Origin of the sequence: Pseudomonas sp. 5P_5.1_Bac1 (assembly GCF_025466015.1) — a bacterium.
In the GTDB taxonomy this organism is placed as follows: domain Bacteria; phylum Pseudomonadota; class Gammaproteobacteria; order Pseudomonadales; family Pseudomonadaceae; genus Aquipseudomonas.
In genome coordinates this window covers 1-14,624 of record NZ_JANLNX010000111.1, presented here as the reverse complement: position 1 = coordinate 14,624, position 14,624 = coordinate 1, and the positions used below count along the sequence as shown (strand labels likewise).

Annotated in this window: 14 protein-coding genes; 8 read left to right on the top strand and 6 right to left on the bottom strand. The window is 60.0% G+C overall.

Annotated elements, in window-relative coordinates; all coding sequences use genetic code 11:
* Positions 1–88 precede the first annotated feature (88 nt).
* The 3 genes from NTD82_RS26075 to NTD82_RS26065 all read right to left on the bottom strand — a co-directional run bounded on the left by NTD82_RS26075 (position 89) and on the right by NTD82_RS26065 (position 2,849).
* Positions 89–1,942 (bottom strand): ABC transporter ATP-binding protein, encoded by a 1,854-nt coding sequence (locus NTD82_RS26075; RefSeq protein WP_262130816.1) that lies wholly within the window; start codon positions 1,940–1,942, stop codon positions 89–91.
* Positions 1,943–2,026: 84 nt separating this feature from the next.
* Positions 2,027–2,527 (bottom strand): ASCH domain-containing protein, encoded by a 501-nt coding sequence (locus NTD82_RS26070; RefSeq protein WP_262130815.1) that lies wholly within the window; start codon positions 2,525–2,527, stop codon positions 2,027–2,029.
* Complete coding sequence (locus tag NTD82_RS26065) at positions 2,445–2,849, bottom strand: bifunctional diaminohydroxyphosphoribosylaminopyrimidine deaminase/5-amino-6-(5-phosphoribosylamino)uracil reductase RibD (RefSeq protein WP_262130814.1); 405 nt, start codon at positions 2,847–2,849, stop codon at positions 2,445–2,447. Before NTD82_RS26065 ends, NTD82_RS26070 begins: the two co-directional genes overlap by 83 nt.
* A 233-nt stretch (positions 2,850–3,082) precedes the next feature.
* On the opposite strand from NTD82_RS26065, the gene NTD82_RS26060 reads away from it, so the two are divergent.
* The 6 genes from NTD82_RS26060 to NTD82_RS26035 all read left to right on the top strand — a co-directional run bounded on the left by NTD82_RS26060 (position 3,083) and on the right by NTD82_RS26035 (position 8,758).
* Positions 3,083–4,072 (top strand): aldo/keto reductase, encoded by a 990-nt coding sequence (locus NTD82_RS26060; RefSeq protein WP_262130813.1) that lies wholly within the window; start codon positions 3,083–3,085, stop codon positions 4,070–4,072.
* Between the two features lie 61 nt (positions 4,073–4,133).
* Positions 4,134–4,607 carry a cupin domain-containing protein gene (locus tag NTD82_RS26055; RefSeq protein ID WP_262130812.1) on the top strand — a complete coding sequence of 158 codons (474 nt, stop codon included), beginning with the start codon at positions 4,134–4,136 and terminating at the stop codon, positions 4,605–4,607.
* 233 nt (positions 4,608–4,840) lie between these two features.
* Positions 4,841–5,614: a carboxymuconolactone decarboxylase family protein gene (locus tag NTD82_RS26050; RefSeq protein ID WP_262130811.1), complete on the top strand. Its 774-nt coding sequence runs from the start codon at positions 4,841–4,843 to the stop codon at positions 5,612–5,614.
* A 127-nt stretch (positions 5,615–5,741) separates the two neighbouring features.
* Entirely contained in the window at positions 5,742–6,686 is a 945-nt protein-coding gene (locus NTD82_RS26045; RefSeq protein ID WP_262130854.1) for an alpha/beta hydrolase, read from the top strand.
* A 40-nt stretch (positions 6,687–6,726) separates the two neighbouring features.
* Positions 6,727–7,782 (top strand): alpha/beta hydrolase, encoded by a 1,056-nt coding sequence (locus tag NTD82_RS26040; protein ID WP_262130810.1) that lies wholly within the window; start codon positions 6,727–6,729, stop codon positions 7,780–7,782.
* Positions 7,783–7,864: 82 nt separating this feature from the next.
* Positions 7,865–8,758 (top strand): LysR family transcriptional regulator, encoded by an 894-nt coding sequence (locus NTD82_RS26035; RefSeq protein WP_262130809.1) that lies wholly within the window; start codon positions 7,865–7,867, stop codon positions 8,756–8,758.
* A gap of 174 nt (positions 8,759–8,932) precedes the next feature.
* On the opposite strand, the gene NTD82_RS26030 is transcribed toward NTD82_RS26035, so the two are convergent.
* Both NTD82_RS26030 and NTD82_RS26025 read right to left on the bottom strand, forming a co-directional pair.
* Positions 8,933–10,099, bottom strand: coding sequence for an aldo/keto reductase (locus NTD82_RS26030; protein ID WP_262130808.1), 1,167 nt, complete (start codon positions 10,097–10,099; stop codon positions 8,933–8,935).
* A gap of 36 nt (positions 10,100–10,135) precedes the next feature.
* Complete coding sequence (locus NTD82_RS26025) at positions 10,136–10,903, bottom strand: SDR family oxidoreductase (RefSeq protein ID WP_262130807.1); 768 nt, start codon at positions 10,901–10,903, stop codon at positions 10,136–10,138.
* A 97-nt stretch (positions 10,904–11,000) separates the two neighbouring features.
* Here NTD82_RS26025 and NTD82_RS26020 point away from each other — a divergent pair, with 97 nt between their 5' ends.
* Positions 11,001–11,894: a LysR family transcriptional regulator gene (locus tag NTD82_RS26020; RefSeq protein WP_262130853.1), complete on the top strand. Its 894-nt coding sequence runs from the start codon at positions 11,001–11,003 to the stop codon at positions 11,892–11,894.
* Between the two features lie 439 nt (positions 11,895–12,333).
* Here the strand turns inward: NTD82_RS26020 and NTD82_RS26015 are convergent, their stop codons facing one another.
* A complete protein-coding gene (locus NTD82_RS26015) occupies positions 12,334–13,344 on the bottom strand; it encodes a zinc-dependent alcohol dehydrogenase family protein (RefSeq protein WP_262130806.1) in 1,011 nt (336 codons plus the stop codon).
* A gap of 162 nt (positions 13,345–13,506) precedes the next feature.
* On the opposite strand from NTD82_RS26015, the gene NTD82_RS26010 reads away from it, so the two are divergent.
* Positions 13,507–14,421 carry a LysR family transcriptional regulator gene (locus NTD82_RS26010; protein WP_262130805.1) on the top strand — a complete coding sequence of 305 codons (915 nt, stop codon included), beginning with the start codon at positions 13,507–13,509 and terminating at the stop codon, positions 14,419–14,421.
* The last annotated feature ends 203 nt before the right edge of the window (positions 14,422–14,624 follow it).

The window sequence follows — 14,624 nt, the reverse complement described above, 5'->3', positions numbered from 1 at the left end:
GCAGGTGTTGCGCGATTCATTTCCCCGGTCACCGGAGGGTGACCGATAGCTGCCAGCCCGAACGGCAGCTATCGGCGCCTCGCGGCCTTTAGTCGACGGCTTCGACCACGCCCTGATCCTCGCCCAGGAATCCACCACTCTGGTGCTGCCACAGCCGCGCATAAGTGCCGTTCTTTTCGAGCAACTGGGCGTGGGTGCCTTGTTCGATGATCCGTCCGTTGTCCATGACAATCAGCCGGTCCATGGCCGCGATGGTGGACAGCCGGTGGGCGATGGCGATCACGGTCTTGCCCTGCATCATTTCATCGAGGCTTTCCTGGATGGCGACCTCGACCTCCGAATCCAGGGCACTGGTCGCTTCGTCGAGCAACAGGATCGGCGCGTTCTTGAGCATCACCCGGGCGATGGCGATACGTTGCCGCTGCCCGCCCGACAGCTTGATCCCGCGTTCACCGACCAAAGTGTCATAGCCGGCATGGCCCTGTCGGTCGCTGAGCTGGTCGATGAAGCCCGCGGCCTGGGCATTCGCCGCGGCTTCGCGGATCTGCGCATCGGTCGCGTCGGGCCGGCCATAGGCGATGTTGTCGCGGATCGAGCGATGCAGCAGCGAGGTGTCCTGGGTGACCATGCCGATGGCGCTGCGCAGGCTGTCCTGGGTAACCCGGGCGATGTCTTGGCCATCGATGCGGATCGCGCCGCTGTCCACATCGTAGAAGCGCAGCAGCAGATTGATCAGGGTGGACTTGCCCGCCCCGGAACGGCCCACCAGACCGATCTTTTCACCCGGACGGATATCCAGGCTCAGGCCATCGAGGACCTGACGCTCGCCGCCGTAGTTGAAGCTGACGTTATCAAAGCTCACCGCGCCGCCGGAGGTCACCAGTTGGCCCGCGTCAGGCGCATCCACCACCTTGGGCCCCTGGGTCAGGGTCTGCATGCCGTCCTGCACGGTGCCGATATTTTCGAACAGCGAGGTCATCTGCCACATGATCCAGTGCGACATGCCATTGATGCGCAAGGCCATGGCGGTGATCGCCGCCACCGCGCCTGTGCCGACAGCACCCTGATGCCACAGCCACAGTGCATAACCGCCGGCGCCGAGGATCAGCGCGACCACCAGCGCCTGGTTGACGATCTCGAACAGGCTGACCAGGCGCATCTGGCGGAAGCCGGTTTCCTTGAAATCCTCCATCGCCGCGCGAGCGAAGTGCGCCTCGCGCTTGGAGTGGGAAAACAGCTTCACCGTGGTGATATTGGTGTAGGCGTCCGACACCCGACCGGTCATGGATGAGCGCGCATTGGCCTGTTCCTGCCCGACCTTGCCCAGGCGCGGCACGAAATACAGCATGGCCAGCCCGAACAGCACGATCCAGGCAATGAACGGCAGCATCAGCTTCAGGGCGAAGCCGCCGGCCAGGGCGATGATCGCGATGAAATACACGCCGATGCCGGGAAGGATTTCGATCAGAGTGAACAGCACCTCGCGCACCGCGAGAGCGGTCTGCATCACCTTGGTGGTGACCCGCCCGGAGAACTCGTCGGAAAAGAACGAAAGGCTTTGCCGCAGCATCAGGCGATGGAAGTCCCAGCGCAGCCGCAGCGGCAAATTGATCGCCAATACCTGGTGCTGGACCATGGTCCGCAGCGCCACGATGCCGATACTGGTGACCAGCACGATGGCGATCCCCCACAACACGCGGCTTTCCTGCCCCGCCTCGGCGCCGCCGGCTTTCCAGGCCGACAGCAGATCCACGACCTGACCCAGAAAGGCGAACAGCCAGGCCTCGTAGACCGACACCGCCGCGCTCAGCAGCGCGAATAAAAGAATGTAACCCCGGGCGCCGCGCGTGCAGGCCCAGAGGAAACGCATCAGGCCGACGGGGGGTGGCGGCAATTCGTCAGGTGGAAAAGGGTCGAGGCGTCGTTCGAAAACACGAAGCATGGTGATCTCTGAAAAAGTGGAAGTGGCACGAGTCTGTCATTCGACAGAGGCTTTTTGCGCGTTTGAGTTCAAGCGCGAAACATTTTACGAAGACCGGCAGTGGCTCAAGTCCGGGAAATCCACCGGGTAAATACCCCGTGCTGCCCGGACTGGAATCGGCGGCGTGATCGGCCTGACATCGGTCAGCTCCCAGGCGAGCCAGCCCCGCGCGTAGCTGCTGGCGCAGGCAGCCGGGATGTCGGCCTCAACGAAGGGGCGAACTGCCTTGACCCGCACGATCGCCACGGCATGACCGTCGTCTTCATCGCCATCGACGTGCAGGAACCGCTCGTTTTCAACGATCAGCAGGTCCTCGGTTGGGTCGAGGTGTGGGTGCCAGCGGCGGATTTCGAGGGTTTTCTGGCCGGAAGCGATGCGTCCGCCGTTGGGCCTCACGATGGACAAGGCCTTGAGGGGCTTGTGCTGACAGTCCGGCTGCCCACCGTGCAAATGCGGGCCAAGGTCACGGCGCGCCTGATCCGGCTTGTCGGAGCATGGCGACTCCTGCTCCGGCATTACGCGGGTCGGGATCGAGCATCGAGACATGCACTCGCGCGATACCGGCGGCAACCAACGCCAGGGCGCATGAAGGTGTCCGGCCGGCGAAAGAGCAAGGCTCCAACGTGACGTATGCCGTCAAGTCATCGAGCCCCGGTTCCAGTTGTGAGAGGGCCATCGCTTCCGCGTGATACTGCCCTGGTGACTGGGTGTAGCCACTGGCGATGATGACGCCATGGCGCACGATGACGCATCCGACTGGAGGGTTGGGCAGGCAATCAGGAAGAGCACGTCGGCCTTGATCGAGCGCCTGCCTCATGAAAAACGAGTCTGTATCGGAGAACGCATTGAGTTCGCTGGGAAGCGACATACCAGGATCCGTGGTAGCGATATGACGCGGTGAGGATACAGGGTGAGCCTTCTTCGATTCCAACTCGATAACCTACTGGCCGCGACACAGCCAAAATGGCAGTGCCACCAGAGCTGGCGTCTCTTCTTCCAGGATTGATGAGCAAACCTCATCAACCCTTGCCGATCGCCCCATCTAGTCCCTACTCGTTAGCTCGCTTACTGTTCCCCAAATGCCAACGTCGGGAGATCGAAATGCACAAGCGCACACTCGGAAACAGCTCACTCGAAGTGTCAGCCCTGGGCTTGGGCTGTATGGGCCTGAGCCATGGCTACGGCCCGGCGACGGATACGCAACAAGCCATTGCGTTGATCCGTTCAGCGGTTGACCGAGGCGTCACGTTCTTCGATACCGCCGAGGTTTACGGTCCTTACCTGAATGAGCAGGTGGTGGGTGAGGCGCTGGCGCCGGTTCGCGATCAAGTCATCATCGCCACCAAGTTCGGCTTTACCTTCGGCGACGACAATAAACAGCAGATTCTCAACAGCCGCCCCGAGCACATCAGGGTCGCCGTCGAGGGTTCGTTGCGCCGACTGAAAACCGATTACATCGATTTGCTGTACCAGCATCGGGTTGATCCGGACGTGCCTATCGAGGAAGTCGCCGGTGCAGTGAAGGCGTTGATTGACGAGGGTAAGGTCAAGCACTTCGGCCTGTCGGAAGCCGGTGCGCAAACCATTCGCCGTGCTCACGCGGTGCAGCCAGTCACGGCGCTGCAAAGCGAATACTCGTTGTGGTGGCGTGAGCCCGAGCGGGAAATTCTGCCGACGCTCAAGGAGTTGGGGATCGGCTTTGTGCCGTTCAGTCCGCTGGGTAAGGGTTTTCTCACCGGCACGGTGTCGGCGGATGCCACTTATGGCAGCGACGACTTCCGCAGCATCGTGCCCCGCTTCAGCCAGTCGGCGCTGCAAGCGAATCAGGGGTTGGTGGTGTTGATCCGCCAGATCGCCGCGCAGAAGCACGCCACGTCGGCGCAGATCGCACTGGCTTGGCTGCTCGCCCAGGCACCGTGGATTGTGCCGATTCCCGGGACGACCAAGCTGCATCGACTGGAAGAAAACCTCGGTGGTGCGGACATCACGCTCGACGCGGCCGAACTCAAGGCTATCGATGCGGCTCTGGCGCAAATACACATCGAAGGCGAGCGCTATCCCGAATCTCTCAAGGCGCGCGTCGGGCGATGAGCGCCTGCCTTGCGTTGCTCCGTTTGCGGAGCAGCTTCACTGTCTGACCGGAGTCCATCCGATGAACCCACTGATCGCACCACTCGTGGCCCTGTCTCTGTTTACCACTGAAGCCCTAGCGGCCAATGAAATTCGCATCACCCAGAATGGCTCTCAGCCCTCGATCAAGGGCGCGGCGGAAAACTTCACCGGCACAGTACGCGTTGATGGCCTGTTCAAGGGTGACTTGCCGGCGCGCATCGGCGGCGGCACGGTGACCTTCGAACCTGGCGCGCGCACCGCGTGGCATAGCCATCCGCTGGGGCAAACACTGATCGTCATCGCCGGGGCCGGCTATGTGCAGCAAGAGGGTGGCCCGCGTCAGGAAATCCGTCCGGGCGACATTGTCTGGATTCCGCCGCACATCCGTCACTGGCATGGCGCCACAGCCAGCAACGGCATGACCCATATCGCGATCGCTGAAGCCGAGGACGGCAAGACTGTGACTTGGGCGGAAAAAGTCTCGGACGCGCAATACGCAGCGCAAGCGCAGTAAATGAGGTTACGGAATGTGTCGGGGCCTGGCGCTCGACACGTTTCTCAGGGTCCTCCCGCAGCGCCTCAAGCACAGTGTTTGCGAGTCGGTGTCAGGTTTCCAACGGTCATTGAAAAACCGACTCATGAGTTCTGCTCAGGAGTCCTTGCGCAATATCGGGATTAATCGCCACAACCATCCTCCGTACGATCCAGCGACACCGCAGTGACCCGCAATGGACGGAGTCTTTCACGATGACCACTGACGCTCACAAGACCACTCCCCTCCCCGCATTGATGGCGCTCTGCCTGAGCCTAGGGGCGATGTTCAGCGTTACCACACAAACAGCCGAGGCCTCGTCAGCCATGACCCGCACGCAAGCCACCGCAGAAACGCTGTCGAGCGAACAACAGGCCATTCCCCTGATCGCAGCATTCATGGCGACCAGCGACATGCCCAATCTCAACACGGCGCTCAGCCAGGGTCTCGATGCCGGCCTGACCGTCAGCGAAACCCGGGAAGTTCTGGTGCAGCTTTACGCATACGTTGGCTTCCCGCGCAGCCTCAATGCCTTGAACGAGCTGATGACAGTGGTGCAAGCGCGCAAACAACGCGGCATCGCGGATGCGCCGGGGCATGAGCCGGGCCGGGCCATTCCAACCGGAGATGAGCTGCTGACGGCCGGCACGGCCAATCAAACGAAAATTTCCGGTGGCCCGGTCAAAGGGCCGGTGTTCGAGTTCGCCCCGGTGATCAACCGGTTTCTGCAAACCCACCTGTTTGGCGACATCTTCGAGCGCGACAACCTCGACTGGCAAAGCCGCGAACTGGCGACCGTCGGAGCGCTGGCGGCGACGCCGGGGGTGGAATCGCAATTGCGTTCGCACATGCTGGCGAGCCTGCGTGTGGGGCTCAGCTCGGCACAGTTGCGTCAGGTCATTGAAGTGCTGAAGGCCCACGGCGATGCGCGGACTGCCGAACGTGCAAACACAGCGCTGGACCAGGCACTGGCTGCGTCGGGGAAATGACATGAAATCCGCAAAAAACCTGCTGGGCATCACTCTGCTGAGCGTGTTGGCGGCGTGTGCGAACCAGCCCGATGGCTCGGGCCCATTGCTGATTCAGGCACAAGGCAGCTTCGCCGCCGGGGGAACGATGACCACCGCGCCGGGCACATTCAATTCGCGCAAACCGATGACGCCCGACGGCCAGACCTACCACGGTGACCATGCCTACGCGTTTTACCAAATCCCGGTCGATGCGCGAAAACTGCCCATCGTCATGTGGCACGGCGCGGGCCAGTTTTCCAAGACCTGGGAAACCACCGCCGATAACCGCGAGGGTTTTCAGAACATCTTTCTGCGTCGCCACTACGGCGTCTATCTGATCGATCAGCCTCGGCGTGGCGATGCCGGGCGCAGCATGGTCGAGACGACGCTCAAACCGGTGCCAGACGAACAACTGTGGTTCAACCAGTTCCGTATCGGCCTGTGGCCCAACTACTTCAACGGCGTGCAAGTGGCTCAGGATGCGCAGACCCGCGAGCAGTTCTTCCGTGCGATGACGCCGAACACCGGGCCGTTCGACATGGGCGTGGTTTCCGATGGCGTGTCGGCGCTGTTCGACAGAATCGGCCCGGGCATTTTGTTCACGCATTCGCAGGGCGGCGGGCCGGGCTGGTTGACGGCGATCAAGAACGACAAGGTCAAAGCCATTGTGGCGTTCGAGCCTGGCAGCAGCTTCGTGTTTGCCGAGGGTGAAGTGCCGGCGCCGATTCCCAGCGCGTTCGACACGGTGCAAGGCGCGACGGTGCCATTGGAGCAATTCATGGCGCTTACGCGCATTCCGATCCTGATCCTCTACGGCGACAACATCCCGGAACAGGCGGTCGACCTGCCCGCTCAGGACAGTTGGCGCGCCCGCCTGAAGATGGCCCGGCTATGGCGTGATGCCGTCAATCGGCATGGGGGCGACGTGCGACTGATCCACTTGCCGGAGATTGGCATCAAGGGCAATACCCATTTCCCCATGTCGGATTTGAACAACGTGCAAATCGCCGACCTGGTGTCGCAATTCCTCAAAGAAAAACAACTGGATTGACCCTCCACTGCCACCTTTTTTGATTGCTCAGGAGCTTCACGTGAAAAACACCCTTCTGAAAGCCACGCTCATGTCGGCGCTGGTCGGTCTCTCTGCGGGCGAAGCTGGCGCTGCGGATTACAAAAAGAACCCGTTCACCCTGGCGTACGACGGCGCACTCACCAGAAACGAACCGGGCAAGGTCAACATCCACCCGGTCAACTACAAACTCAATGGCCTGGACATCGCTGCCAACGTTTACACCCCGGCCAATTACGATGCGAAGAAGACCTACCCGACGGTGGTGGTCGCGCACCCGAATGGCGGCGTGAAAGAGCAAGTCGCCGGGCTGTATGCCCAGCGCCTGGCCGAACAGGGCTACATCACCATCACCGCCGATGCGGTCTATCAAGGCGCCAGCGGTGGGCAACCGCGCAGCGTCGATGAACCCGCGTATCGCATCGAAGACATCCACGGCATGGCCGACTTCATCACTCAGTATCCGGGCGTCGATGGCTCGCGCCTGGGCTTGCTTGGCATCTGCGGAGGTGGTGGTTACTCGCTGGCCGTGGCGCAAACCGACAAGCGTTTCAAATCGCTGGCGACGGTGAGCATGTTCAACTCGGGACGCGTGCGCCGCAACGGCTATAACGACTCGCAACTGGACAGCATCCAGCAACGCCTGCAACAAGCGTCGGCCGCCCGCGCGCAGGAAGCCGCCGGTGGCGCGGTGCTGTATTCGGGTGATGCCAACCTCACCGATGAGCAGATCGCCAAACTGCCCTTCGAACTGTATCGCCAAGGCTACGAGTACTACTGGAAGACCCACGCGCATCCGAATTCGACCTTCAAATACACCACGAGCAGCCTGCTGGGCCTGATGCGTTTCAACGCGACCAACCAGATCGAACTGATCAATCAACCGTTGCTGATGATCGCGGGCAGCAAGGCTGACAGCCTGTACATGACTCAGGATGCGTTTCCCAAGGCTAGCGGCACCAAGGACAAGGAATTGTTCGTCATCGACGGCGCGACCCATATCGAAACCTACTGGGTTCCGCGTTATGTCGACGCGGCCATTGGCAAGCTGACAACGTTCTACGCACGAACCCTTTGACGGGCTCTTCGGGGGTCGCGCATCCAGCCGGAACCTGCTTACATGGCAAAATCACGCACTGCCCCATGAGAGGCTCTCATCAATGCCCCGCGCCAATCTCAACGATCTGCAAGCCTTCGTGGTCATTGCCCGCGAGGGCAGCTTCACCCGCGCGGCGGCACAATTGGGCGTCTCGCAGTCCGCACTGAGCCACACCATGCGTGCGCTCGAAACCCGGCTTGGGGTTCGCCTGCTGACGCGGACCACACGCAGCGTTTCCCCGACCGAAGCTGGCCAACGCTTGTATCAAACCATGGCACCGCGCTTTGACGAGATCGAGCTTGAACTGGCCGCGGTCAGCGAGTTTCGCGATACCCCGGCAGGCAATGTGCGGATCTCCGCCTCCGAACATGCGGCGAACAATATTCTTTGGCCCAAGTTGTTGAAGGTGCTTCCCGACTACCCGGACATCAAGGTCGAAATCACCGTCGACTACGCCCTCTCCGACATCGTCGCGCAGCGCTATGACGCCGGCGTGCGGCTGGGAGATCAGGTGGCGAAGGACATGATCGCCGTGCCAATCGGCCCGTCGTTGCGCATCGCGGTCGTAGGGTCCCCCGAGTATTTCAAAAACAGACCCATTCCAAGGGAGCCAGGAGATCTGGCTGCTCACAACTGCATCAACCTGCGCCTGCCCACCCACGGGAGCCTGATGCAGTGGGATTTTGAGAAGGACGGACACGAACTCAAGGCACGCGTCGAGGGGCAGTGGACGTTCAACAGTAGCGTGCCGATCTTGCGAGCGGCTGTGGCGGGATGCGGCTTAGGGTTCCTGCCAGAAGATATGGTCGCCAGGGAGCTGGCTGACGGAAGCCTGGTGCGAGTACTTGAGGACTGGTGCCAACCCTTTGCGGGATACCATCTTTACTACCCGAATCGCCGTGAGCATTCGTCAGCGTTTGGCGTTGTGGTTGGTGCACTGCTTTATAAACACTGAATTGCCAGATTTCGCATAGCTACGCGCAAAAAGTGTTTTCAGCAGCCAGTATTTGGGCAGTCTGGAAGGACCGACTTTTTTAACGGAATCGATCGACAGCGGCCGGTCATCAATGACCGCTATCGACCGGAGAGATAAGGATGAGCCGCACTACCCAATGGCGGGCGGCGGCCGCTAGTCACGGTCGATTTGCTGCATGTGCATTTCAGACATGCGCTCGCCATGCACCGTCAATTTGGAGAATTGTTGCTCCATGGCCACCAGGTCTTCATTAGTGAGCTGGATATTCAACGCGCCAAGGTTTTCAGTCAGATGATCGATTCGGCGAGTGCCGGGGATTGGCACGATCCAAGCCTTCTGAGCGAGTAACCAGGCGATAGCCACTTGTGCGGGTGTGCCGCCTTTTGCTGCGGCCACTTTCCTCAAGAGGTCCACGACCGGCATGTTTGCGGTCATGTTTTCAGGGAACATACGAGGGAATGTTCCACGGAAATCAGTCTTCGGATCGAACTTGGTGTTGGCGTCCATTTTACCGGTGAGATAGCCCTCCCCCAGCGGCGCCCATGGCACAAACCCGATTCCCAATTCTTCGCATGCTGCGAGAACGCCGTTGTGTTCCGGGTCGCGATGGAAGAACGAGTATTCGGTCTGGATGGCGGAGACAGGCTGAACGGCGTGCGCACGGCGAATGGTTTTGGCACTCGCTTCGGACAGACCGAAATGCAGAATCTTGCCTTCAGCGATAAGGTCCTTGATCGCGCCCGCTACGTCCTCAATAGGGACATTGGGATCGACGCGATGCTGGTAGTAGAGATCGATGTGGTCGGTCTGCAAGCGCTTGAGAGACTCTTCGACAACCTTTTTGATGTGCTCCGGGCGGCTGTTCAGGCCGATGGTGCCGTCAATGGCAAAACCGAATTTACTCGCGATCGTCACTTGGTCGCGAAACGGCTTAAGCGCTTTGCCCACCAGTTCTTCGTTGGTATAGGGGCCGTACACCTCCGCCGAGTCGAAAAAAGTGACGCCGTTTTCAAACGCCGTGCGAAGCGTTTGAATGCCTTGAGCAATATCGGCGGGTGGACCGTAGTTGGCGCTGATGCTCATGCATCCGGCACCAATGGCGGAGACCTCTAAATTACCTAGATGACGTTTGGTCATTTTCGCCTGTTCTCCAGGAAGGGTTTTCGAGCCTTGGTCAGCGGTAGGTGGGACCGAAGATTCAGCCCAGGCCGAAGCGCCGACGGCCAGTGCAGCGCCCGTCAGGGCGGCTTTGGTCACGAACTCGCGACGGCCAAGAGAGGTGAAAAAGTCAGAACGCGATACCGGCTTTTCGCTGTCCATAAAAACTCCTGAGTGCGGTGAGTGCGTATTGCAGAATCAGTGCGCGGTAAAACCGCCATCGACGGGCAACGCAGTGGCCACGACAAGGCTTGCCGCCGGGCTGCACAGCCACAACACGGCTGCTGCGATTTCATCCGGTCGTCCAAGGCGCTCGATAGGTTGGTCGCGTTTGACGCCCTCCATTGCCTCGGGCGACCGCTTGAGCAGCTCACTGAACATCGGGGTGTCAATCACACCTGGGCAAACGACATTCACCCGGATTCCGCGAGCGGCGTATTCAACCCCGGCACTTTTGGTCAATCCGATCACGCCGTGCTTCGTCGCGTGATAGGTGGCGCGACCTGCCTGACCGACCAACCCACCCAGCGATGAGCAATTCACAATGACACCGCTGCCCTGACGCACCATCTGGGCCAGTTCGTGTTTCATGCACGCCCAAACGCCACGCAAATTGACCGCGTTGACCTGGTCGAAGGAGGCTGTAGCTTCGTCGGTCAGGGCCCCGGAGTGGCCCGCGATACCGGCGTTATTGAAGGCCATGTCCAACCGGCCATGATGGGCAACGATGCGTTCAATCATCGCGGCCACTTGCGCCTCGTCCGCTACATCGCATACGAGAGCAGTCACCTGGTGACCGTCGGCGCGCAGCTTGTCGGTTTCGCCGTGAAGTAACGCTTCGTTGATGTCGGCCAGGACTACGGCAGCGCCGGCGCTGGCAAAGGCTTTTGCCGCTGCGAGGCCGATGCCAGCACTCGCCCCCGTCACCAGGGCTACTTGTCCGTCGAAGTTGTAGATCGGATTCATTGAAGAGACCCACGCGGAATGTGGGGCCAATCTAGCAGCGCACCCTATAAATAATTAGCTGGTATGATTGGAATGCACCCATATCAGATAGATATCAATCATGCGGGACACTGTTAACGATCTGGTGGCATTTGTGACGGTTGCTCGTGAGCGGAGCTTTACCAAAGCAGCGGCACAACTGGGGACATCCCAACCTGCGCTAAGCCGAACGATGAGGCGTCTCGAAGAACAGTTGGGCGTGCGCTTACTCACGCGCAGCACCCGAAGCGTTTCACCTACGGAAGCCGGGGAGCGCTTGATAAGCGCCATCGCCCCCCACTTTGAAGGCATTGAGGCCGGGCTGGCAGACCTGTCCGAGCTAAGCGGAAAACCAGCGGGCACCTTACGGATCACCTCGGTAGAACACGCCTCAGCAACCATCCTGGCACCTGCCGTTAGCAGGCTCCTGCTGGACTACCCAGAGGTACGGGTCGAAATCAACAATGACTACGGACTGGTCGACATCGTCGAGCAACGGTACGACGCAGGTATTCGGCTCGGTGAGCAGGTTGCCAAAGATATGATTGGGATGCGTATCGGCCCGGACTTCCGGCAGGCGGTGGTCGGCTCGCCTGCATACTTCGAACGCAGACCCAAACCCATTACGCCCCATGACCTGACGACCCACATTGGAATCAATTTGCGGCTGCCAACATCTGGCGGATTGTGGTCTTGGCCGTTTGCGAAGGCAGGCCAGGAGATCAAAGTCCGAGCGGAAGGGCACGTTGTCTGCAACACAGTTCCGCTGATGCTGGACTTCGCCATCGCGGGAATCGGGCTAGCTTATCTTCCCGAAGACGTCGTCGAATCGCACATTGCGCAAGGCCAACTGATTCGCGTCCTAGATGAATGGTGCCCTACTCTCACGGGATATCACCTCTACTACCCTAGCCGTAGACAACCCAAGCCCGCGTTCAGGCTTTTGCTGGATCTGCTGCGTTCTGGCGTGTGATGCGGCGTTTACACCTGTTAATTGCCTCCTGCCCGCAACGGCAGCTATTGGCCATTTTCGCATCTGCTTCAGGCCGTTTACGGGCAGAAGTAGCCCCTCGCGAAATGCGGGATGCTCCGTCGCGTGCATGCTGGCGAAGAGCATCGGCAAAGCTTGAAGCCTCGATGCTGCCAGTGGCTTTATCCGTAGTGCAGGCGCTGAAGAGGTAGGCGACGTCCTGTGCGCTGGCGTCGCCAGTGGTGTGAATGTTTCGGTGCCCTCGGCATAACCGCACACCGTTTCAAGGTCGCGGCCGCACAGCGCAACGACATCGAAATGCTCCAACGCTTCCAAAGTCGGAATATGGCCGTAGCGTGCCCAGCCTCCGGTTCCGATGATGCCCACACGGATTTTATTGGTCTACAGAGTCTCCTCTTGGCAAATTCAGGCTGACGGGGGGTTACGAAACCTTGATAACGACTTTGCCGAACGGACCACGGGCCAAGTGCTCGAAGGCCTTTTTCGCATCTTCGAAGGCGTAGGTCTGGTCGATCACCGGGCGGATTGCGTGGTCGTTCAAGAAAGCGTTCATCCGGTCGAACGACGAGCGAGGGGCTACAGCGATACCGCGCAGAGTTGTCTGACGGAAGATCAGCGGCATCAAGCTCAGCGTGGTGACCTGGCCAGTCAAGAAGCCGATTTGCGCGATCTTGCCGGCAGCTTTGGTAGCCAGAATGGACTGGTTCAAGCCTTCGCCGCCTGCTACGTCCAGCAGCAGGTCTACGCCCTTGCCATCGGTGAGTTTCAGCACTTCTTCCTCCCAACGCGGGAAGGTGCGGTAGTTCACGCCTGCAACGGCGCCGAGCTTCTTCACAGCTTCCAGATTTGCGTCGCTGCTGGAGGTAACGATTACTTTCGCCCCCAGGGCAGTTGCGAGCTGGATAGCGAAGATCGACACGCCACCAGTGCCCTGCACCAGAACGGTTTGACCGGGTTGGATTTGGCCGAAGTCAACCAGCGAGTACCATGCCGTCAGTGCTGCAATCGGCAGGGTCGAGGCTTCTTCGTCAGACATGTTGTCTGGTGCACGAACAGCGCTTTCTTCGTGGATGATCATGTACTCGGCCAAGCCACCAGGCAGCGGCATACCGAAGCAGTAGGCAGGTTCGTTTGGACCTGGTTCGCCATCAATCCAGCGCGAGTAAAGGTGCGAGTTGACGCGGTCGCCAATCTTGTAACGGCTAACGCCTTCGCCGACGGCAACCACAGTACCGGCAGCGTCGCTAACCGGGATCAGAGGTTTGGGCACCAGGTGCGGTTCATAGAAACCATCGACGATGGCCTTGTCGCGGAAGTTGAGCGACACAGCGCCGATCTTCACTAGCAACTCACCGGCTTTTGGCTCAGACGTAGCTGCTTCGCCAAGTGCCAGGTTGTCGAGACCGAAATCGTTCAGAAGCCAAGCTTTCATCTGTCTATCTCCAGTTGGGGGGTGACCTACTGGCGATATTGTTCCCAAGCGAGGCTAGTCAATAAATGCCCAGGCCGACACAGGATTGTTGTTTTCATTGGCAACAATCAGAATGACCCCGAATGACTAATCCGCAACAAAACCGACAGGCAGCACGACGTTATGGAACTCCTCCAATCCATGCAGGTTTTTGCCAAGCTGGCCGAACTGGGCAGCTTTACCCGCGCTGCGGACGCCATGCAGATCGGCCGCCCGCAAGTAACCCGCGCCATACAGGAGTTGGAAACTTCGCTCGGCGTGCGGCTGTTTCAACGCACCACGCGTACGGTGAGGCTGACCTCCGAAGGTGATCAATTCTACGAGCGGGTTAAAACCATTCTTGGCGAGGTCGCGGGTGCCACGGCCATGTTCGCCTCGCCAGGCTCAACCTTGCGGGGACGATTACGGGTGGATATTCCTACCGCGTTTTCTCAGCCCGGTTTGATCGAGAGCTTGCGCGCGTTTACCACCCTGTACCCGGCAATCGAGTTGGTCTTGGGGGTTACCGACAGAACGGTCGATCTGGTCGCAGAGGGCGTGGACTGTGCGCTGCGCATTGGCGAGCTACCCAGTTCAAGCCTGGTCGCCCGCCGCATCGGTATGGCAACGATGGTCACGTGCGCGGCGCCCCGGTATCTGGAAGAACAGGGTGAGCCTAAGACGCTTGAAGAACTCAACGCGCACCGCGGCGTGACCTTTCTGTCCGGCCAGAACCAGCGCCCGCTGGCCTGGCAATTTCTGGACGGCGGTCGTGAGCACTCCCATATCAGCCGCCAGGGGATCACCGTCAACGAGTCCAACACCTATGTGGAGTGTGGCGTCGCGGGCTTCGGCATTCTTCAGGCCCCGGGCATCACCCTGGATCGCTTTCTGGCGGAAGGGAGTTTGGTCGAGGTGCTGCGCCCCTATCGTCCACATCCGCGGCCTGTCTCGGTGCTGTACCCGAGTCGCTCGCATCTGGCGCCGCAGGTTGAGGTGTTTGTTGAATGGGTGCGGGAGCAATTTCCGAAACTTTATGGGCGCTGGCTAAAAAACTGATAGGAGCGCTAGTCGATCCATCAACTCGCTCACCTCCAAGCCCACCTCTTTCTCAAGCCCCCGCGCCCTCAATGACTGCAGAACCGCCCCTTCCAAGCTAGTGGTCAATCGCTCACACGCCACCGCGACCCTGCCCTCCTCCAACTGATCCAGTCGGTTAGCCCAGTCCTGCATCATCGCTCGTCGCTGCTCGACGTACTGAG

What these genes read in the sequence shown, in the direction of transcription:
- NTD82_RS26060 (WP_262130813.1), top strand. Translation starts at nt 3,083, where the DNA reads ATGCACAAGCGCACACTCGGAAACAGCTCACTCGAAGTGTCAGCCCTG.
- NTD82_RS26075 (WP_262130816.1), bottom strand. Translation starts at nt 1,942, where the DNA reads ATGCTTCGTGTTTTCGAACGACGCCTCGACCCTTTTCCACCTGACGAA.
- NTD82_RS26035 (WP_262130809.1), top strand. Translation starts at nt 7,865, where the DNA reads ATGCCCCGCGCCAATCTCAACGATCTGCAAGCCTTCGTGGTCATTGCC.
- NTD82_RS26025 (WP_262130807.1), bottom strand. Translation starts at nt 10,903, where the DNA reads ATGAATCCGATCTACAACTTCGACGGACAAGTAGCCCTGGTGACGGGG.
- NTD82_RS26055 (WP_262130812.1), top strand. Translation starts at nt 4,134, where the DNA reads ATGAACCCACTGATCGCACCACTCGTGGCCCTGTCTCTGTTTACCACT.
- NTD82_RS26045 (WP_262130854.1), top strand. Translation starts at nt 5,742, where the DNA reads ATGACCACCGCGCCGGGCACATTCAATTCGCGCAAACCGATGACGCCC.
- NTD82_RS26065 (WP_262130814.1), bottom strand. Translation starts at nt 2,849, where the DNA reads ATGTCGCTTCCCAGCGAACTCAATGCGTTCTCCGATACAGACTCGTTT.
- NTD82_RS26070 (WP_262130815.1), bottom strand. Translation starts at nt 2,527, where the DNA reads ATGTCTCGATGCTCGATCCCGACCCGCGTAATGCCGGAGCAGGAGTCG.
- NTD82_RS26030 (WP_262130808.1), bottom strand. Translation starts at nt 10,099, where the DNA reads ATGGACAGCGAAAAGCCGGTATCGCGTTCTGACTTTTTCACCTCTCTT.
- NTD82_RS26015 (WP_262130806.1), bottom strand. Translation starts at nt 13,344, where the DNA reads ATGAAAGCTTGGCTTCTGAACGATTTCGGTCTCGACAACCTGGCACTT.
- NTD82_RS26010 (WP_262130805.1), top strand. Translation starts at nt 13,507, where the DNA reads ATGGAACTCCTCCAATCCATGCAGGTTTTTGCCAAGCTGGCCGAACTG.
- NTD82_RS26050 (WP_262130811.1), top strand. Translation starts at nt 4,841, where the DNA reads ATGACCACTGACGCTCACAAGACCACTCCCCTCCCCGCATTGATGGCG.